18 protein-coding genes and 1 riboswitch are annotated in these 19,718 nt (G+C 37.7%); all 18 genes read left to right on the forward strand.

Annotated elements, in window-relative coordinates:
* The first annotated feature begins 26 nt into the window (after positions 1-26).
* A complete protein-coding gene (locus LEGAS_RS01135; protein WP_010389774.1) occupies positions 27-563 on the forward strand; it encodes a biotin transporter BioY in 537 nt (178 codons plus the stop codon).
* Positions 564-816: 253 nt separating this feature from the next.
* Positions 817-1,119, forward strand: a complete 303-nt coding sequence (locus LEGAS_RS01140; RefSeq protein WP_010389772.1) for a 2'-5' RNA ligase family protein — start codon at positions 817-819, stop codon at positions 1,117-1,119.
* Positions 1,109-1,573 carry a P-loop NTPase family protein gene (locus LEGAS_RS01145; RefSeq protein ID WP_013231172.1) on the forward strand — a complete coding sequence of 155 codons (465 nt, stop codon included), beginning with the start codon at positions 1,109-1,111 and terminating at the stop codon, positions 1,571-1,573. Before LEGAS_RS01140 ends, LEGAS_RS01145 begins: the two co-directional genes overlap by 11 nt.
* Before the next feature lie 36 nt (positions 1,574-1,609).
* Positions 1,610-1,777, forward strand: a riboswitch (Lysine riboswitch).
* Positions 1,778-1,854: 77 nt separating this feature from the next.
* A complete protein-coding gene (gene alr, locus LEGAS_RS01150; protein WP_010389768.1) occupies positions 1,855-2,967 on the forward strand; it encodes an alanine racemase in 1,113 nt (370 codons plus the stop codon).
* A gap of 52 nt (positions 2,968-3,019) precedes the next feature.
* Positions 3,020-4,114, forward strand: a complete 1,095-nt coding sequence (locus LEGAS_RS01155; RefSeq protein ID WP_010389765.1) for an aspartate-semialdehyde dehydrogenase — start codon at positions 3,020-3,022, stop codon at positions 4,112-4,114.
* Between the two features lie 20 nt (positions 4,115-4,134).
* Positions 4,135-5,085, forward strand: a complete 951-nt coding sequence (locus tag LEGAS_RS01160; RefSeq protein WP_013231173.1) for a YdcF family protein — start codon at positions 4,135-4,137, stop codon at positions 5,083-5,085.
* A gap of 95 nt (positions 5,086-5,180) precedes the next feature.
* Positions 5,181-6,959, forward strand: coding sequence for an ABC transporter ATP-binding protein (locus tag LEGAS_RS01165; RefSeq protein ID WP_013231174.1), 1,779 nt, complete (start codon positions 5,181-5,183; stop codon positions 6,957-6,959).
* Positions 6,952-8,748, forward strand: coding sequence for an ABC transporter ATP-binding protein (locus LEGAS_RS01170; protein ID WP_013231175.1), 1,797 nt, complete (start codon positions 6,952-6,954; stop codon positions 8,746-8,748). The genes LEGAS_RS01165 and LEGAS_RS01170 overlap by 8 nt, the downstream gene beginning before the upstream one ends.
* 219 nt (positions 8,749-8,967) lie before the next feature.
* Positions 8,968-9,705, forward strand: a complete 738-nt coding sequence (locus LEGAS_RS01175) for an amino acid ABC transporter ATP-binding protein (protein ID WP_013231176.1) — start codon at positions 8,968-8,970, stop codon at positions 9,703-9,705.
* Positions 9,706-9,792: 87 nt separating this feature from the next.
* The gene (locus LEGAS_RS01180; RefSeq protein WP_010390561.1) at positions 9,793-10,659 is read left to right on the forward strand and encodes a transporter substrate-binding domain-containing protein; all 867 of its coding nucleotides are present in this window, start codon (positions 9,793-9,795) and stop codon (positions 10,657-10,659) included.
* A complete protein-coding gene (locus LEGAS_RS01185) occupies positions 10,659-11,300 on the forward strand; it encodes an amino acid ABC transporter permease (protein WP_010390559.1) in 642 nt (213 codons plus the stop codon). The genes LEGAS_RS01180 and LEGAS_RS01185 overlap by 1 nt, the downstream gene beginning before the upstream one ends.
* Before the next feature lie 9 nt (positions 11,301-11,309).
* Positions 11,310-11,969 carry an amino acid ABC transporter permease gene (locus LEGAS_RS01190; protein WP_010390557.1) on the forward strand — a complete coding sequence of 220 codons (660 nt, stop codon included), beginning with the start codon at positions 11,310-11,312 and terminating at the stop codon, positions 11,967-11,969.
* Between the two features lie 181 nt (positions 11,970-12,150).
* Complete coding sequence (locus tag LEGAS_RS01195) at positions 12,151-13,788, forward strand: peptide ABC transporter substrate-binding protein (protein WP_013231177.1); 1,638 nt, start codon at positions 12,151-12,153, stop codon at positions 13,786-13,788.
* A 193-nt stretch (positions 13,789-13,981) separates the two neighbouring features.
* On the forward strand, positions 13,982-15,619 hold the full coding sequence (locus LEGAS_RS01200) for a peptide ABC transporter substrate-binding protein (protein WP_010391002.1): 1,638 nt from the start codon (positions 13,982-13,984) through the stop codon (positions 15,617-15,619).
* Between the two features lie 69 nt (positions 15,620-15,688).
* Complete coding sequence (locus LEGAS_RS01205; protein WP_010390999.1) at positions 15,689-16,606, forward strand: ABC transporter permease; 918 nt, start codon at positions 15,689-15,691, stop codon at positions 16,604-16,606.
* Positions 16,607-16,617: 11 nt separating this feature from the next.
* A complete protein-coding gene (locus tag LEGAS_RS01210) occupies positions 16,618-17,649 on the forward strand; it encodes an ABC transporter permease (protein WP_010016045.1) in 1,032 nt (343 codons plus the stop codon).
* A 14-nt stretch (positions 17,650-17,663) separates the two neighbouring features.
* Complete coding sequence (locus tag LEGAS_RS01215; protein WP_010390997.1) at positions 17,664-18,719, forward strand: ABC transporter ATP-binding protein; 1,056 nt, start codon at positions 17,664-17,666, stop codon at positions 18,717-18,719.
* On the forward strand, positions 18,716-19,654 hold the full coding sequence (locus tag LEGAS_RS01220) for an ABC transporter ATP-binding protein (protein ID WP_010390994.1): 939 nt from the start codon (positions 18,716-18,718) through the stop codon (positions 19,652-19,654). The genes LEGAS_RS01215 and LEGAS_RS01220 overlap by 4 nt, the downstream gene beginning before the upstream one ends.
* The last annotated feature ends 64 nt before the right edge of the window (positions 19,655-19,718 follow it).

A 19,718-nucleotide genomic window follows, 5' to 3' on the forward strand; every position in this document is an offset into this window, starting at 1 on the left:
GTCAACGGGTAAAAATTGGAGAAAAAATGAATTCAAATACACAACGTATTGTCATCACAGCAGTACTAACAGCATTATTAATTGCTGTTGGACCATTAGCAGTTAATATTGGACCAATTCCAATGACCTTACAAACACTCATTATTGCCTTAGTAGCTTCGGTGTCATCAACGCGTGTGAGTTTAACAGCTATTGGATTGTATCTATTACTGGGTGCTTTTGGCTTACCAGTATTTGCTGGTTTCAAAGGTGGTTTTGTGCTATTAGCCGGACCAACCGCTGGTTATTTATGGTCATTTCTGCTGTTCGCACCAATTATTGGTCTATCTTTTAAAAGATGGAACAATGTTTGGGGATTGATTGTGACAAATATTTTAGCTTCAGTGGTTAACTTAACGATTGGGACAATTTGGCTAATCATTAGTATGCAATTACCAGTTGAAGCAGGTATTGCTGCTGGGATCACACCGTTTATTCTATCGAGCACTTTGAAAATTACTGTTGTTGTGATTGTTGCTTTGGCAATTAGACAAGTACAGGCACGGACAGCACTAGCGTTTTAAAAATGATCATTTGATATCGACGGAGCAACGTTGTTGTTCTCATTTTGAGAAAGTTATACTAAAGATATCTAAAGTCATCGGCTGGTCAGTGACCCTGGCTCACGGAACTGTGGGTTGTTTGGCATCTGATCATTTATTAGGTCCGATCAATGCGATACTATGTGTTGCTGGTGGTATGGGGATGAGCATGTTGATAGGGAATCAACATTGGACGTGATTTTTTGGTATACTAATAAAAAAATGAGGTTGAAGTATGTTACGTTCTGTTTTGATTTTCCCACAGTTGAATGACATGTTTACTATTAATCGGATACGTCAACGTTATGATGATTTATACGAACATATTGCGCCACATATATCACTTGTTTTTCCATTTGATAATGAGTTGACAGATGAAACAATCATTCAAGTCGTTGCTGATATCATTAAAAAACAGCAACAATTTAAATTGCGACTAACAGCGACAATCACAGAAGTAGCCATCGAACACATATTAGAAAACAGTGATTCAGCTGTCTTTACCACTATTTGTTTAGGTGAAAGAGATGAAAATTAGAATTATTGGGCCAGTGGGCAGTGGGAAAACAACTTTTGCACATAAAATAGCCAGGATTAAGCCTTATCCAGTGACATCATTAGATGATTTAAACTGGGTACGACAAGCAACAGGAGACAGACATCGCACGCCATCCGAAAGACAAGCCTTATTACAAGTGATTATCCAGCAAAATGACTGGATAATTGAGGGAGCACAGTTCCGTGAAGGACAAGATTGTTTTGCGTTGGCTGATGTGATTTATGTTTTGGACCTGCCTTATTACAAAAATGTATATTATATCTTGAAAAGGTGGTTCAACAATCGCTTACACGGTGGGTCAAAACAGTACCGAAACTTATGGTTATTTTTAAAATGGCAAAATAAATGGCGTACAAATAATCGTGATGACGTATATCGGCTATTAAAACCTTATCATAAAAAAGTAATAATTATACGAAAAAACAAAGTTTGACAAAATAGAAAAATTAGAATAAAATAAAAACAATGAGAAAATCATAGAGGTTGCTGTAACCATGAGTCACTCGCGGAGTATTGATAGATACTGTGAAACGAGTTAAAGGGGTTGTGGCCGAAGCACTGATACTGTCATGTCAGTAAGCTGGGGCATTAGTTAATAGCTAATGGACTGTCGCAATTGCGGGGTGCTATGACAGAAACGATTGTTTTATTGCGATCCGTAACTGCCACACTTGGCAGAGGCGGATTTTTATTTTAGATGAAAAGAGTACAAACATGGTAGAAGCAATTACGCGACCAACGCAAATAGAAATTTCTAAAAAAGCTTTAAAGCATAATGTCGCTGTTGTCAAACAAACATCTGGCGCCGACAAAATATTTTTGGCTGTTAAATCAAACGCATATGGTTTGGGTTTGGTGCCAACATCTAAGGCAGCTGTTGCAGGTGGCGTTTATGGCTTGGCTGTGGCCGTCATTGATGAGGCGTTAGCACTGCGACATGAACGTATTACTGAACCAATTTTAGTATTGGGTATTTCACAAGCAAAATATGCTGAACTGATGGCAGTACAACACATTATGGCAACCGTTGTATCATTATCATGGTTAAAAGAAGCGGCGCAATCTCTTACTGGTGAACAACGCCTACAAGTCTCGTTAGGTGTTGACACAGGCATGGGGCGAATCGGATTTCGTACTCGAGAGTCTTTGGCGCAAGCTATTACTTACTTGCAGGCACACAAGGATATTTTTGATTATGTTGGCTTAGCAACACACTTTGCTGAATCAGATTCAGTGCAGACGGACTACTTTTATATGCAACTTAAACGGTGGCACGATATAACAGATGGTTTACCAGAACCTAAATACTATCATGTGGCTAATTCAGGTGCAGCAATGTATCACGCCGATGAAGTGCCCCATGAGGTGATCCGTGTTGGGACTGTGTTATATGGCGTTGAACCTTCTCGTGGTGAGTTGGCAGATGGCAAAAATTTGCAACCTGTCATGTCATTACGTAGTGAGATGAATTTTGTCAAACAATTACCAGCTGGAGAAGGCATTAGTTATTCACATAAATATACAACGAGCAGTGATGAGTGGATAGGAACAGTACCCATTGGATACGGTGATGGTTGGCTACGTAAGATGTCTGGCTTTAGCGTCATTGTTGACGGACAATATGCACCAATAGTTGGTCAAGTTGCAATGGATCAATTGATGATTAAGTTGCCACATGAGTATCCTGTTGGGACAAAAGTGACACTCATAGGTAAGGATGGCGATCTTGAGAATACGCTCGAGGATGTTGCACAACACGCTAATTTAGCACCATGGGAGATTATGACGGGAATGCAAGATCGGGTACATCGTATCCTTGTTGATTAATATAATTAGCTAACTCAAGGGAATATTGAAAAATTGAGGAGAGAAAATAAACATGACAGAACGTACATATAACATTGCAATACTTGGCGCAACCGGAGCAGTTGGTACAAGATTAATGTCCCAACTAGAAGAATCAACGATACCAGTTAATAGTTTGAAATTACTTGCTTCATCACGTTCAGCTGGTAAAAAACTCACTTTCAAAGGACAAGAATTAACTGTCGAAGAAGCGACAGCAGACAGTTTTAGTGGCGTTGATTTGGTATTGGCCTCTGGAGGTGGTTCTGTATCGCAGCGTTTTGCACCGGAAGCAGTTAAACGTGGTGCTGTTGTGGTGGATAATTCAAGTTATTGGCGTATGAACGATAATGTCCCGCTTGTCGTGCCTGAAGTTAACGAAGCAGATTTACAAGGTCATAATGGTATTATTGCTAACCCGAATTGTTCAACGACTCAAATGGTCGTAGCTTTGGAGCCGATACGTCGCGCTTTTGGGTTACGTCGCGTCATTGTGTCGACCTATCAGGCAGCATCTGGGGCCGGTCAAACAGCATGGGATGAGCTAGTAGCCCAGACAGAAGCTCATAATGCTGGTGAGAAAATGGTTGCTAATATTTTGCCTGTCAAGGGATCCGATAAACATTACCCATTAGCTTATAATTTGTTACCACAAATTGATGTGTTTGAAGATGATGGCTATACACATGAAGAATGGAAAATGATTCATGAAACAAAGAAAATTATGTTCGGAGACAAAAATTCTAAGTCAGTTAAAGTAACAGGTACAGCAGTTCGAGTACCTGTTCCAGTAGGACATGGTGAAACAGTTTATTTTGAAACAGAGTCAAACACTGGTGCTACGTCTGCTGGCATTCAACAAGCATTAAGTCAAGCACCCGGCGTTATTTTAGAAGATAATCCTAAAAAACAGCTGTATCCACAACCAATTAATGCTGAGGGAAAACGAGAAACTTTTGTTGGTCGTGTCCGTCCAGATTTAGAAAACGATGATTCTTTTCATATGTGGGTGGTATCTGATAATTTATTAAAAGGTGCTGCTTGGAATACAGTTCAAATCGCTGAACGGCTCGTCGAGTTGGATCTAGTTCGTGTGCCAGTAGGTGCTGCAGGTAAATTTGAAGCCTAACAGCATGTTACAATAAGCTTATGGAAATCTTTTTATTTTTAACGATAATTGTATTAGGAATTTTGCTGTACTACCAAGTGCAACAAAATCCTGCGACGATGAGAATTGGTACGCTTGGTGTTTTCATTGTCATTGGTGTCGTTATTTTTATGTACCATTTTTTAAATGTCACACCAAAAGTTTTAAAATTGACTGTTCATATTGGTTATAGTATGGCTGTTTTTTTTGGTATTTTGTTGTTATTAAGTATGGTACGGCATAGTTGGAAAAAGTCACATCAGTGGGGATTACCGCTGTTAGTTGGTGTTTATCTGATGTGTCTATTATTGTTTAGTCAGTGGTCATTATGGTGGTTGAGCGCACCATGGTTGATGTTATATTTTGTATGGCAATTTTGTCGATTTATAGTGAGCAGCGTAATCTACGGTTATCAAAGCAAAGCACCAACTCGCGGGCCATTGGTAGTGCTTGGTGGCGGCTTGGCAGAAGGATATAGAGTCGGGAACATAGTCGATAAACGTATTCAAGCAGCAGTAACAGACGCCAATAAAATGTCGGAATATCCGATGATTGTTTTTTCTGGTGGACAGGGAGAAGATCAGTTAATTAGTGAAGCTGAAGCGATGCGCGACTGGTCTGTATCACGTTATGATGTACCATTTGAAAAAACACAACTAGAAAAACGTTCACGAAATACCTATCAAAATTTAAAATATACGTCACAATTGCTTTCTCAGCAACCATTTACATTTTATACAAGTGGTTATCATGTTTTTAGGGGTGTTTTGCTAGCTAAAAAACAAAATATTGATGCGCAAGGACGTGGGGGATTTGTGCCCTTATTTTATCGTATACCGGCTTTTTTTAGAGAATTTGCTGGTGTAATGAGTATGAATATAAGACGTCAAATATTGTGGGCGTTAGTTTGGGGTATCATTGCATTTGTGATTAATCAAATAATGACATACTAATTGTATGTTACATTTTTTATCTTGCTTTGAGAGATATTTGAGTTTTGATGCGCATTATTTTGTTATAAATTTTAAATATAAAATTGGAGATGTGTATGAATATTTTTGGAAAATTAATGTGGTTTTTCCGTCAAAATAAGCGACTTTACATTGTAGGACTGTTTTTTTTGTTTTTGACGGAAATTTCTCAAATGGTGTCACCAGCCTTAATTGGCCGTTTTACAGATCAAGTTGTATCACGGACGCTAACAGTAGAAAACTTAGTGTTTTATGCTGGTGGCATTTTTTTATTTGCGCTATTGATGTATGTTTTTAGATATGCTTGGATTACACATATCTTTCAAGGATCTGCTTTACTTGAAAAAACATTGCGTCAGCAATTGTTTGATCATTATATGAAGATGGATACCACTTTTTATCAACGACATCGAACAGGCGACTTGATGGCACATGCTACAAATGATTTGTCAGCTATACAACGCGTTGCATCTGGTGGCATTTTAATGTTAGTTGATTCAGTTGTTGTGATAATTTTTACCGTCATTTCAATGGTGATTGTTGTTGATTGGCGATTGACCCTAATAGGTGTCTTACCTTTACCACTTTTAGTTTTAGGTGTGCGATATTTGTCACCAAAAATGCGTCAGGCATTTACATCAGCACAAGAAGCTTTTTCACGTTTATCAAACAAGTCTCAAGAATCAATTGCTGGTGTTAAAGCTATTAAAACTTTAGGACAAGAAATGGCCGATGTTGCCGTTTTTGAATCTCAAGTTAAAGATACAATTCAAATCAATAAAAGGGTGGCATTAATCGATTCATTATTTGGACCAATGGCTACCGTTATAATGACAATTAGCTTTGTTATTATGATGACATACGGTGGGTCGCTTGTCCTTAACGATCAAATTACAATTGGTCAGCTGGTATCATTTTCGACATACTTGGGTTTGCTCGTTTGGCCAATGTTTGGATTAGGTCAACTGTTCAATGTTTTGGAACGTGGCAACGCATCATATATACGTGTGCAAAATATTTTGTCAGAAAAATCAGCCATTATTGAAGATGAAGAAGGTGTTGTTGAACAGGCTAAAGGTGATTTAAATATTAATATTAATCAGTTTACTTATCCAGATGGGGATCCTACAAAGCCTGCGTTACATAATGTTGAAATCACGGTTAAGGCAGGGGAGACACTGGGCATTGTTGGTCGTGTTGGTGCTGGTAAAACAACTTTAATTAAGCTACTATTACGTCAATTTGATGGCTACACAGGTGATATTCGAGTTGGTGATGTGAATATTAAAGCGTATACATTTAACGCTTATTTAAAATCAATTGGCTACGTAGCACAAGAGAACTTTTTGTTCTCAACAACGGTTCGAGATAATATTCGATTTTCTGATATTAATAAAAATCAACGTGATGTGATGTTAGCTGCTAAAAAAGCTGATTTTAATGAAGATGTCTGGTCATTGCCAGATGGATATGATACTGAAGTTGGTGAGCAGGGAGTTAGCCTGTCTGGTGGTCAAAAACAGCGATTAGCTATTGCTCGCGCATTGATTACTGATCCAGAAATATTGATTTTGGATGATGCACTTTCAGCTGTTGATGCATTGACAGAAAAACATATTTTGGGGACTTTAAAGTCTGAACGTCGCGAAAAAACAACTATTATTGCTGCGCATCGTATTAGCTCGGTCATGAACGCAGATGAAATTATTGTGTTTGACCATGGTGAAATTAAGGAACGTGGAACGCATGCGTCTTTAATTGCGCGAAATGGTTGGTATGCAGAAATGTATCACCAACAGCAATTAGCGACGGAACTTGAAGATAAATTAAGTGGAAAGGGGGTCAGCGATGTCTGAAAAAAATAGTTCTGTGTGGGCAAAAAGTATCCCAATTAAAGAACAGATAAGAGTTATTGTGACATTGGTTAGAATGGCTAAACCCTTTCGAAAAATGTTTTTTGGCGCATTAGCCATTGGCGCTGCATTTGCCCTACTGCAAGCAGCAGCACCTCGTATTATTGCTTATTATATGACGACGTATTTGCAACAGCGTGACAACGTTACTTTACAAGTTATGATTAGTTTCGCGGTTTTAGTAGCAGTCGTTCGAGTCAGTCAAGCTGTGACAGATGCATTAAACGCCTATTATTTTACAGTAGCTGCTGAATATGCGCTAGAAGATATACGAGTGCAAGTATTTCGTAAGCTACATACTTTAGGTATGAGATTTTTTGATCAAGTACCAGCTGGTTCGTTAGTCACTCGTGTTAACAATGATACAGCTTCGCTTGCTGATTTTTGGCGTTTTTTCATGCAATTAACATTTGTTATTATGAGCATGATTGGTGCCTACATTGGTATGTTGACAGTGAGTGTAAAAGCCACTTTGCTAATGCTTATTGTTGTACCGTTTATTGTCGGATCAGTGATTTTATATCAACGTTTTTCATCTAGCTTGTTTCGACATATGCGTGAACGTCTATCACATTTAAATGCTAAAATTGCTGAAAGCATCACAGGTATTGATGTGATTCAGGAATTTTATCAAGAAGATCGTTTTAAAAAATCATTTGCTAAAGTCAATGGTGAATATTTTAATGCGCGTTTTCGTATGGTAAAAGCAGATGCTTTGCTACTGGAGCCAATGGTCGATATGTTACTGGGTGCAGCTATGGTGCTTGTATTTTGGTACTTTGGTACGCTGTCCATGTCAACTGCTGTCTCTGCGGGTGTCATTTATGCTTTTACAACGTATTTAAACAACATATTTAGTCCGTTAGAAAGCGTTATGAACTTGTTTAGCCCGTTTCAAGAAGGGCTTGTGTCAGGTTATCGCATTTTAGGTATTTTAGCTGATGATACTTATGCGCCAGCACAAAATGTGGCTGCCAAGCAAGATATTACAGCAGGAAAAATTGCGTTCCAACACGTTGATTTTAGTTATGATGGGCAACATCAAATATTAAAAGATCTCAATTTTATAGCTAACCCGGGTGATACGGTGGCACTTGTTGGTCACACTGGATCTGGCAAATCTTCAACAATCAATGCACTGATGAGATTCTATGAGTTTCAATCTGGAAATATTTTAATTGATGATCATGATATTCGAGACATTGCTTTAAAAAATATTCGTCAAAAAATGGGATTGGTTTTGCAAGATCCGTTCATGTTTTTTGGTGATATTTCATCTAATATTCGTATGTATGATGATACGATTACAGATGAACAAGTTAAGGCAGCTGCTGAGTTTGTTGGGGCTGATAAGTTTATATCTGCATTACCAGGTAATTATCATGCAAAAGTGCAAGAAGGCGGATCGGGATTTTCTGCTGGGGAAAAACAATTAATTAGTTTTGCACGGGCAATTGTTAGAGATCCCAAAATTTTAATATTGGATGAAGCAACAGCAAATGTTGATACTGAGACGGAGGCTTTGATTCAAAAATCACTATTAAAAATGCGTCAAAATCGTACGACTATTGCTATCGCACATCGTTTATCAACAATTAAAGATGCTGACTTGATTTTAGTGTTAGATAAAGGTGAAGTTGTTGAACATGGGACACATGAAGAATTATTGCAATTACAGGGGCAATATTATGACTTATATCGCTTACAAGGTATAAATAATGATAGTAACTGAAAATAAAGTAATGTGTGTAAAATGTTAAATAGTTCACATTTATATGTTATGTTTTCTGCCATGAACATGGTGACAAAGAGTTAAAACAGGTACAATAGAAATAGAACATAATTAGGTGAACAGACTTAAAATACGAAAAAGTACTTTAATTGTCATCTTTTTACAGTTAATATATGTGTGCGGTATGCTGAATACGCATGAATAAGGAGAGATTTACGTATGTCAATGATTGAGTTTAAAAATGTAGAAAAGTACTATGGTAACTTCCACGCACTAAAAAACGTTAATTTGACAATTGATGAAGGTGAAACAGTTGTTTTGATTGGCCCTTCTGGGTCAGGAAAGTCAACATTGATTCGTACTGTTAATGGTTTGGAAGAAATCGAAGAAGGACAGTTATTAGTTAACGGATTTGACCTACACGACCCAAAGACAGATATGAATCGTATTCGTAAAAATGTTGGTATGGTGTTTCAACACTTCAATTTGTATGATAATAAAACAACCTTAGAAAATGTGATGTTAGCACCACGTTTGGTTTTGAAGCGGGATGAAGCTGAAAATAAGAAATTAGCGATGGAATTATTGGAAAAAGTTGGTTTGGCTGATAAAGCAGCTAACATGCCATCAGAACTATCTGGTGGTCAAAAACAACGCGCAGCAATTGCGCGTTCATTAGCTATGCAACCTAAAGCATTGTTATTTGACGAGCCAACCTCCGCTTTAGATCCTGAAATGGTTGGGGATGTATTAGATGTTATGCGAGACATTGCTAAAGATTCGTCAATGACCATGCTTGTTGTCACACACGAAATGAGTTTTGCAAAGGCCGTTGCAGATCGTGTTATTTTTATGGCTGAGGGTGAAATTTTAGAAGACAGCACAACGAAGGAATTCTTTGAAAAACCCAAGGAAGTTCGTGCACAAAAGTTTTTGAGTCAGGTTGAACATCACTAAAATAGGGAGGAATTGCGTTTACTGAGACTCATGGCTTGATGGGGTATACAATCAAGCCATGAGCTAGATGTGTGACGTATATATATTATGGAAAAAGCTAAAAAGCGACAGTTTGGCATTATAGCCACAATTGTCTTAGTTGCCGTTATTGTCCTTGGTTTAATGTGGGCAACAGCAACAGCCAATAGAAATGCAGAACATCAAGATACGCTCGCTCGTGTGGAAAAATTAGGTCGAATTGTGTGGGGTGTGAAAGCTGATACGCGTTTATTTGGACTGATGGATACAAAAACGGGTATATCTCAAGGATTTGATATTGACATTGCTAGAGCATTGACAGTTCAAATTTCAAAGCAAACTGGCGTACCAATGTCTGCTGAGTTCGTGCCGGTTTCAACAGCATCAAAGATGCAACTGTTGAAAAACACAAATATTGATGGTTCTGTATCAACAATGACAATTACGCCAGAACGTGAAAAGATTATTGACTTTACAAATCAGTATTTTGATGCTGGCCAGTCAATCTTAGTTAAAAAAGATTCTGGCATTAATTCAATAAAAGATATGAACAGTTCTAAATATACGATCATTGTAGTTGTGGGGACAACAGCAGCCACTGAAACCGCAAAATTTGCACCAAAAGCAAAACTATTAGCTGTTCAGGACTATGCGACAGGGATGCAAGCTCTAAAAAGTGGTCAAGGGCAAGCAATGTCAACGGATAATGCCATTTTGTATGGCTTTGCCACGGAAAATCCTGATTATCATATTGCTGGTGGGACATTCACACATGGCCCTTATGGTATTGCTTTTGATAATAATCAAAAGCCAATGATTAAAGAAACAAATGCAGCCTTGGCTACGATTAAACAAAATGGTATTTATAATCAGCTTATTAAGAAGTGGTTTAGTAACGTTCCAGGTCTTGACTGGCACAGTTTGGAGGCGAAATAATGGCATTATTACAAAATAATTTCCCAACATTCTTGCAAGGATTTGGTTATACATTACTATCTAGTATCATTGCATTGATTGGATCAATGATTCTTGGCACAGGGTTTGCAATTATGCAGATTGTTCCACAAAAATGGGCGCAAGTAATAGGAAATGTTTATGTCCAGGTCTTTCGAAATATTCCCTTGTTAATTATTACCTTTTTCTTTTTTCTAGTCGTTTCAAAGTATGTTAAGATGAGTGGCTTCACATCTGGAACGGTTGCTTTAATGTTGTACACGTCAGCATTTATTGCCGAAACAGTTAGAGCGGGTATTTTATCAGTGAATGGTGGGCAAATGGAGGGTGCACGCGCTAATGGATTGTCGTTTGCGCAAGCGATGCAATACATTATATTGCCTCAAGCATTTCGAATTGCTTTACCTTCATTAGGGAACCAATTCATTAATTTGGTAAAAAATTCATCTATCCTAGCGTTTGTTGGTGGATTAGACTTGATGTATCAAGGAAATATGGTTGCAGCAAACACATTTGATACGTTCAGTACGTATATTATTGTGGCAATCTTCTACTTAATTCTCACATTACCGTTAAGCTACTATATACAACACCTTGAGCGTAAGCTTAAGCGCGCATTGTAAGGAGGAATTATGGTTACATTAGGAATATTTAGCGCCTTCACACCACAAAACGTCCTTTATCTGTTGGGTGGTTTGGGTATTACTGTGGGTGTATCAGTTATATCAGTAATTTTGAGTTTGATTTTTGGTTCTATTGTCGGCATTATTCAATTTGAACGTTTGCCTTATTTTTCTAAATTCGTTGGTACAATTAACAATATCATTCGCAATTTACCATTGTTATTAATTATATTTTTTGTTTATTTTGCGCTACCAAAAATTGGCATTCACTTACCAATCTTTTGGGCCACAGTTATTGCAATGAGTACATTTGAGTCAGCCATGCTAGCAGAAATTGTGCGTGGCGGTCTAGAATCAGTTGATAATGGTCAATTTGAAGGTGCACGTGCCAATGGATTGAGTAATATGCAAACAATGATTTATATTGTTCTGCCACAAGCCTACAAAAAAATGATACCACCAATTATTTCTCAATTAATTTCATTGGTGAAAGATACCAGCTTGGCATTGGGAATTGTGTTATCTGAAATGACTTATCGTGGTCAAATTGTTTATGCGCAAAATTCAACATATATTGTCCCTGTACTAATTGCAATTACGTTGGTTTATTTCTTGCTAAACTATGGCTTGTCATTATTAGCAAAATGGGCTGATCATAAATTGGCTTAGATACAAGAAGACTACTAAGATTAGTTATCGCTCTCTGTTAACTATATAATTAATCTATTTTAAAATAATGTTGTGAAATATAACTATTAAATATTAGTTGTATATGAGAATATTAAGTGATATACTAATTTCATTAATGTGTATTTAAAAAATAACTGACATATCTCGGGAGGATATTAGCATGGACACATGGAAAAAAGTGGCTATCGGCGCAGCAGCTGTTGTGGTTGTTGGTGGCGGTACACGCGCAGCAGGTCTCTGGGGCGGAAGCTCATCAGAAAATAGTAAGAATTTGTCATTTCAGTTGCCAACACCTATTCAAACGTTGGATATTTCTAAGAATACGGATACGTATTCTGGAACAATCATTGGTAATTCAGGCGCAAACTTGATGCGTGTTGATTCTAAAGGTAAAGCACAGTTAGAGTTAGCTAAGTCAGTGAAAGTCTCTGATGATGGTTTGAAATATACAGTTGTTTTGAAAAATGGTTTAAAGTGGTCTGACGGGTCAAAGTTAACAGCACAGGATTTCGTTTATTCATGGCAACGAATTGTTGATCCTAAGACAGCTTCTCAATATGCCTATCTTGCGTCAGGTGTAAAAAATGCTGACAAAATTGCAGCAGGCAAAGCCGATGTTGACACACTTGGTGTAACAGCTAAGGGCAACACAATTACCTTTGACTTAGAACGACCATTGCCACAATTTGAATATCTATTAACATTCTCTAACTTTATGCCACAAAAACAAAATTTTGTGACTAAAGAAGGTAAAAAATATGCAACAACTGCAGCAACATCACTTTATTCAGGCCCTTATAAAGTTGAAGGCTGGAATGGGACTAACAATAGTTTTAAGTTAATTAAGAATGATAACTATTGGGATGCCAAAAATATTAAGACAAAACAAATTGATGTGCAAGTCGTTCAAAAGCCGGAAACAGCAGTTCAGCTTTATAAGCAGGGTAAGATTGATCGTGTACTTATCTCTAACACACCTGAACTATACAAAGCTAACAAGAATGATAAAAATGTATCAAAGGCACCAGAAGCAACCACAGCTTACTTGCAATATAATCAAACAGGTAAGAACAAATTCTTAGCCAATGCTAAGATTCGTGAAGCTTTAAACTTAGCAACTAATCGTAAAGAATTAACAGATCAAGTGACTGCAGGAATCTCAACGCCAGCAACTGGTTTGGCACCAGAAGGTTTGGCTAAGACAGATTCTGGTGAAGATTTAGCTAAGTTTGTTGCGCCTGGTTATAAGTTTGACCCTAAGAAGGCCGCTACTTTGTTCCAAGAGGGATTGAAAGAAGTTGGCGAGAGTCAGGCAACATTTACTGTTACCTCAGATGCAGACTCACCAGCAGCTAAGACAACTTTGGATTATTTACAAGGATCATGGGAAAAGGCTTTGCCAGGTTTGAAGATCAACCAAAAGTTCGTACCATTTTCACAACGTATTAAAGATTCACAAACACAAAACTTTGACATTGTTGTGTCATTGTGGGGTGGCGATTACCCAGAGGGATCAACATACTACGATATCTTTAAAACAGGTGCCTCAAATAATAATGGCCAGTTCAAGAATGAAGTTTATGACGCTGCAGTTAATAAGGCTGAATCAACTGATGCATTGAAGGCATCAGCTCGTGATAACGACTATAAAATGGCTGAGGAAGCCTTGTTAAAGGATAGCAACTTCAACCCATTATATTTCCGTGCAGGTTATGCATTACAAAATCCTAAGGTGACCGGTATTGTTCTTAATTCAACTGGATTGAATCAAGATTGGAAATTAGCAGTTAAGAAATAAATATTGTGTAGTAACAAATCAGTTTGAATGAGTAGATTAAGAATTGACGTTAGTTGATTCTTATTTTATTTAAAAGTGATCTCACAAGATATAATGATTGATTATTAGTTGTATATGAGAATATTAAATGATATAGTATTATTTATTAATGTGTATTTAAAAAATGACTGACATATGTTGAGAGGATATTAGTATGGATACATGGAAAAAAGTGGCTATCGGCGCAGTCGCTGTTGTTGTTGTTGTCGGTGGTGGTACACGTGCTGCAGGTCTCTGGGGTGGTAAAAAAGCCGCTGAAAAAGGGACATTAAATTATTCACTACCAACAGATATTCAAACGTTAGATATTTCAAAAAATACAGATCAGTATTCTAACCAGATTATTGGTAATTCAGGATCTAACTTGTTGCGAGTTGATGCGAAAGGCAAGGCGATCCCTGATTTAGCTAAATCTATTAAAGTGTCAAGTGATGGGCTAACGTATACTGCTCAATTACGTAGTGGTTTAAAATGGTCTGATGGCTCAAAGTTAACAGCACAGGATTTTGTTTATTCATGGCAACGAATTGTCGACCCTAAGACAGCTTCACAATATGCTTATCTTGCATCAGGTGTTAAAAACGCAGATGAAATTGTAGCAGGTAAAGAAAAAGTAAGTCAATTGGGTGTTACCTCTAAAGGAAACACAGTGACCTTTAATTTAGCACATCCAATGCCACATTTTGAGTACTTATTGACTTTTTCAAATTTCATGCCTCAAAAGGAATCGTTTGTTGCTAAGCAAGGTAAGTCCTATGGCACAACATCCGAAAAACAATTGTATTCAGGCCCTTATACTTTTAAGGGTTGGAATGGTACTAATGGTAAATTCGAACTTGTAAAGAACAAAAACTATTGGGATGCTAAAAATGTTAAAACACAAACATTAACATATCAAGTTGTCAAAAAGCCTGAAACGGCAGTGGAACTTTATAAACAAGGTAAATTAGATGAAGCGCCCTTAACGACAACAGATCTTTATAGTGCCAATAAGGGCAGTAAAGACAGTGTTAAGGTACCAGAAGCACGAACGGATTATATTGAGTACAACCAAACAGGAACAAATAAATTTTTGGCAAATACTAAAATTCGAGAGGCTTTGAATTTGGCTACAAACCGTGATGAACTTGTTAAAGAAGTCACTGGCGGTGTATCTACAGCTGGGACAGCGTTGGTACCAACAGGATTAGCTAAGACAGCAAGTGGTGAAGACTTAGCTAAGTATGTTGCACCTGGATATACGTATGATAAAAATAAAGCAGCCAAATTATTTGCTGAAGGATTGAAAGAAATTGGCGAAACAAAAGCAACTTTGACAATCGAAGCAGCTTCGGATCAACCGGCTAACAAAGTCGTTGTTGACTATTTGCAAGGTTCTTGGCAGAAAGCTTTGCCAGGTTTGACAATCAATCAAAAATTTGTACCATTTAAGCAACGATTACAAGATGCTCAGACTCAAAACTTTGAGATATTGTTAACTGCATGGGGTGGTGATTATCCTGAAGGTTCAACTTTCTATGATTTGTTTAAAAATAATGGTTCTTACAATGATGGCAAGTTTATAAATGACGCATACACTGATGCCGTTAATAAGGCTGAAACAAAAGATGCATTAGACCAGTCGAGTCGTGATATGGATTATAAAAATGCAGAAGCAGCTTTGTTTAAAAATGCGAATTATAGTCCATTGATGTTCAGGGCACATTACGCTTTGCAGAATCCTGATGTCAAAGGCGTTGTGGCAAACACAACAGGTTTGCTTCAAGACTTCAAGTACGCATATCGCAAGTAATGATAGATCGTAAGAAAATATTTAATTTCAAATAAGAATTCGTTCTTATTTGTTTAGGAAGATGATATTATGTGGAAATATATTTTAAAACGACTGCTGTTACTTATCTTTACGCTTTTCTTAGTGGTTACTGCGACATTCTTCTTGATGCAAATCATGCCTGGAACGCCGTTTACTAACCCTAAATTAACACCGGAAGCAATAGCACAGTTGAAATCAACGTACGGTTTAGATTTACCGCTTTGGCAACAATACTTGAATTACTTAATTGGTGCGGCTCATGGTAATTTTGGCATATCATTCCAATATCAAAATCAGCCAGTTAGCATGTTAATTGGTCAGCGTTTGCCTATCTCAGCGCAGTTGGGTGCACAAGCATTGGTAGTTGGCGTTATTGCAGGACTATTTATGGGTGCTGCATCTGCACGTAATAAAAACAATAAAATTGATGGTACATTAGGTATTATCTCAACACTTGGGATCTCAATACCAAGCTTTATCTTAGGCATTATTTTGGTTTATTTGTTTGGATTTAAATGGCCACTCTTCCCAGTTTCAGGATGGGGTGATTCATTTTCACAAACTGTTTTACCAACGCTTGCTTTAGCTATGAGTCCAGCAGCTATTACGACACGGTTTGTTCGTTCAGAAATGATTGAATCGTTAAGTTCAGATTATGTACAGTTGGCTAAAGCTAAAGGATTGAGTGCTAAAGAGGTAGTTAACCAACATGCTTATCGTAATTCTATGATTCCAGTTTTGACACTGATTGGGCCAATGGCTGCAGGTTTATTGACGGGATCAACATTAATCGAGCAAATTTTCTCAATACCTGGTATTGGTCAACAATTTGTTTTGTCAATTCCTTCAAAGGATTTTCCAGTTATTATGGGAACTACGATCGTCTATTCAGCTATGTTGATGGTTATGATTTTGATCACGGATATTTTGACAGCAATTATTGATCCGCGTGTTCGTTTGCAATAAGGAGGCTTATGATGGCAGCAAATACTGAAGATTTTGTCATCGTTGGCGCACAAAATTCTAAAGCCAACGAACATATCTCAAAGCCGGCCTTGTCATTTTGGCAAGATGCCTGGCGTCGACTCAAGCTTAATAAGCTTGCGGTTATCTCATTGTGGTTCTTAATATTTATTTTGGCTTTTGCGGTCTTATCAAATATATTTGTACCACAAAAAAATGCTAACGCATTCAATTCTGATAAAGTTGGCGTATATAAGAACTTACCGCCTAATTCTGGCTTACCAATTCCTGGTTGGAATGGGAAAATAAAGGCACCTGGCGATACAACAGCGACTAATGTATATGAATCGCAAGGTGTGCCTGAAAATAAAAAGTTTATTTTGGGAACGGACAATATCGGTCGTTCAGTCGCCAAGCGTGTGACAGTTGGTTTACGTATTTCATTATTGGTTGCGATTGTTGCAACTTTGATTGATTTACTTATTGGTGTCGCCTATGGTGTATTTTCCGGATGGAAGGGCGGTTGGATTGATAATGTGATGCAACGTATTATTGAAATATTATCATCCATTCCGAATTTGATTATTGTCACTATGCTTGGTCTACTACTTGGTGGCGGTGTGTTGTCAATTATCTTAGCTATTGCTATGACAGGTTGGCTTGGCATGGCACGTCAGGTACGTAATATGACGTTAACACTGAAAGAACGTGATTATGTTTTGGCAGCAAAATCGTTAGGTGAAAGCTCACTTAAGATTGCAATCAAACATTTAATTCCAAATATGGCTGGTACGATTATTGTTCAAATTATGATGACAGTACCAAATGCAATTATGTTTGAAGCAGTATTGTCAGCAATTAACTTGGGGGTCAAACCACCAACTGCGTCTTTGGGATCATTGATTTCTGATGCACAAGCTATGTTGCAGTTCTATCCTTATCAAATATTAATTCCATCAGCAGTGTTGGTCTTAGTATCATTAGCTTTCATTCTTTTAGGTGATGGCTTACGTGATGCTTTTGATCCACGTGCGAGTGAAGACTAAGAGGTGTGCAGATTATGAGTAATCCAATTTTAAAAGTTGAAAATTTGCACGTAAACTTCAACACGTATGCAGGAACTGTGCAAGCAATTCGAGACGTGTCTTTTGATCTCAACAAAGGCGAGACTTTGGCCATTGTTGGTGAATCTGGTTCTGGTAAGTCGGTCACGACAAAAACATTGATGGGCTTAAATGCAAAAAACGCTTTAATTCCAGATAATTCACGATTAATATTTAAAGATCGTAACTTACTTGATTTGAAGGAAGAAGAATGGCAGTCTGTTCGTGGTAACGAAATTGCTATGATTTTCCAAGATCCCATGACTAGCCTAGATCCAACGATGAGGATTGGCATGCAAATTGCTGAACCTTTGATGAAACATCGCAAAATGAAAAAAGTAGCAGCTTTGGCACGTGCATTAGAGTTAATGAAAGGCGTTGGCATTCCCAATGCTGAAGAACATATTAATGATTATCCACACCAATGGTCTGGTGGTATGCGACAGCGTGCGGTGATTGCCATTGCCTTAGCAGTAGATCCTGAGATATTGATTGCTGATGAACCAACAACCGCATTGGATGTGACCATCCAAGCACAAATTTTGAAATTAATGAAAGAATTACAAAAAGATACTGGCAGCTCAATTATTTTTATTACACATGATTTGGGTGTTGTTGCTGGTATGGCTAACCGTGTTGCAGTTATGTATGCTGGTAAAATTGTTGAGTATGGTACAGTTGACGAAATTTTCTTTAACCCACAGCATCCTTACACTTGGGGGTTGTTAAATTCAATGCCAACAACAGATACTAAAGTGGGTTCTTTGGTAGCGATTCCTGGCACGCCACCAGATTTGTTAGAACCACCAACTGGCGATGCCTTTGCCTCACGTAATGAATATGCTTTAGCTATTGATTTAAAGGAAGAGCCCCCATTCTTTCGGGTGAGTGATACACATTATGCAGCAACCTGGTTGCTTGATGAGCGTGCTCCCAAAGTGACGCCGCCTGAACAAATTCAAAAGCGTTGGGAAAGATGGCGAGAAATTCAAGGACAGGAGGCTCAATCATGACGGAAGAGACACCGAAGAAGTTAGTTGAGCTTAAAGATTTGCAACTTTATTTTAATAAAGGGAAGGCTAATGAAGTTCGCGCCATTGACCATGTCACTTTTGATATTTACGAAGGTGAAATATTTGGTTTAGTTGGCGAATCAGGTTCTGGTAAGACAACAATTGGTCGGACAATTTTAAAATTGCATGAACCAACTGCTGGTAAAATACTGTTTAATGGTGAAGATGTCACTCACTTGAAAGGCAAAGCATTATTAGAATTTCGTAAAAATGCGCAAATGATTTTTCAAGATCCACAAGCAAGTTTAAATGGACGTATGAAAGTACGTGACATCATTGCTGAAGGTATTGATATCAATAAACTGGCTAAAGATAGAACAGATCGCGATAATAAAGTACAACAATTATTAAAATTGGTTGGCTTAAATGAAGACCATGCAACGCGTTATCCACATGAATTTTCAGGGGGTCAAAGGCAACGAATCGGGATTGCACGGGCATTAGCAGTCGATCCTCAATTCATTATAGCTGATGAACCCATTTCAGCGCTGGATGTTTCTATCCAAGCTCAAGTTGTTAATTTAATGAAAGAGTTACAGAAGAGACATTCATTAACTTATCTCTTCATTGCCCATGATTTATCAATGGTAAAGTATATTTCTGATCGTATTGGCGTTATGCATTGGGGTAAATTATTAGAGATTGGAACGGCTGACGCTGTATACAATCATCCACTGCATCCGTATACTAAGAGTTTATTATCAGCGATTCCTGTACCAGATCCAGAAGTCGAGAGTCTCAGGCAACACGTTGAGTATGATACAACAGTTGAAACAGATGGTAAAGAACGGCATATGATTGAAGCAAATCCAGGCCATTTTGTTTTGGCAACAGATGAAGAAGTTGCTTTATATAAATTACAACAAAATAAATAAATCATTAAAAGCTGTCATGAATTTTTACATCTATGACAGCTTTTATATTGCACAACATCATGAA

The organism is Leuconostoc gasicomitatum LMG 18811 (assembly GCF_000196855.1).
In the GTDB taxonomy this organism is placed as follows: Bacteria; Bacillota; Bacilli; order Lactobacillales; family Lactobacillaceae; genus Leuconostoc; species Leuconostoc gasicomitatum.

Coding starts and splice junctions, on each gene's coding strand:
- LEGAS_RS01135 (WP_010389774.1), top strand. CDS start 27: ATGAATTCAAATACACAACGTATTGTCATCACAGCAGTACTAACAGCA.
- LEGAS_RS01140 (WP_010389772.1), top strand. CDS start 817: ATGTTACGTTCTGTTTTGATTTTCCCACAGTTGAATGACATGTTTACT.
- LEGAS_RS01145 (WP_013231172.1), top strand. CDS start 1,109: ATGAAAATTAGAATTATTGGGCCAGTGGGCAGTGGGAAAACAACTTTT.
- alr (WP_010389768.1), top strand. CDS start 1,855: ATGGTAGAAGCAATTACGCGACCAACGCAAATAGAAATTTCTAAAAAA.
- LEGAS_RS01155 (WP_010389765.1), top strand. CDS start 3,020: ATGACAGAACGTACATATAACATTGCAATACTTGGCGCAACCGGAGCA.
- LEGAS_RS01160 (WP_013231173.1), top strand. CDS start 4,135: ATGGAAATCTTTTTATTTTTAACGATAATTGTATTAGGAATTTTGCTG.
- LEGAS_RS01165 (WP_013231174.1), top strand. CDS start 5,181: ATGAATATTTTTGGAAAATTAATGTGGTTTTTCCGTCAAAATAAGCGA.
- LEGAS_RS01170 (WP_013231175.1), top strand. CDS start 6,952: ATGTCTGAAAAAAATAGTTCTGTGTGGGCAAAAAGTATCCCAATTAAA.
- LEGAS_RS01175 (WP_013231176.1), top strand. CDS start 8,968: ATGTCAATGATTGAGTTTAAAAATGTAGAAAAGTACTATGGTAACTTC.
- LEGAS_RS01180 (WP_010390561.1), top strand. CDS start 9,793: ATGGAAAAAGCTAAAAAGCGACAGTTTGGCATTATAGCCACAATTGTC.
- LEGAS_RS01185 (WP_010390559.1), top strand. CDS start 10,659: ATGGCATTATTACAAAATAATTTCCCAACATTCTTGCAAGGATTTGGT.
- LEGAS_RS01190 (WP_010390557.1), top strand. CDS start 11,310: ATGGTTACATTAGGAATATTTAGCGCCTTCACACCACAAAACGTCCTT.
- LEGAS_RS01195 (WP_013231177.1), top strand. CDS start 12,151: ATGGACACATGGAAAAAAGTGGCTATCGGCGCAGCAGCTGTTGTGGTT.
- LEGAS_RS01200 (WP_010391002.1), top strand. CDS start 13,982: ATGGATACATGGAAAAAAGTGGCTATCGGCGCAGTCGCTGTTGTTGTT.
- LEGAS_RS01205 (WP_010390999.1), top strand. CDS start 15,689: ATGTGGAAATATATTTTAAAACGACTGCTGTTACTTATCTTTACGCTT.
- LEGAS_RS01210 (WP_010016045.1), top strand. CDS start 16,618: ATGGCAGCAAATACTGAAGATTTTGTCATCGTTGGCGCACAAAATTCT.
- LEGAS_RS01215 (WP_010390997.1), top strand. CDS start 17,664: ATGAGTAATCCAATTTTAAAAGTTGAAAATTTGCACGTAAACTTCAAC.
- LEGAS_RS01220 (WP_010390994.1), top strand. CDS start 18,716: ATGACGGAAGAGACACCGAAGAAGTTAGTTGAGCTTAAAGATTTGCAA.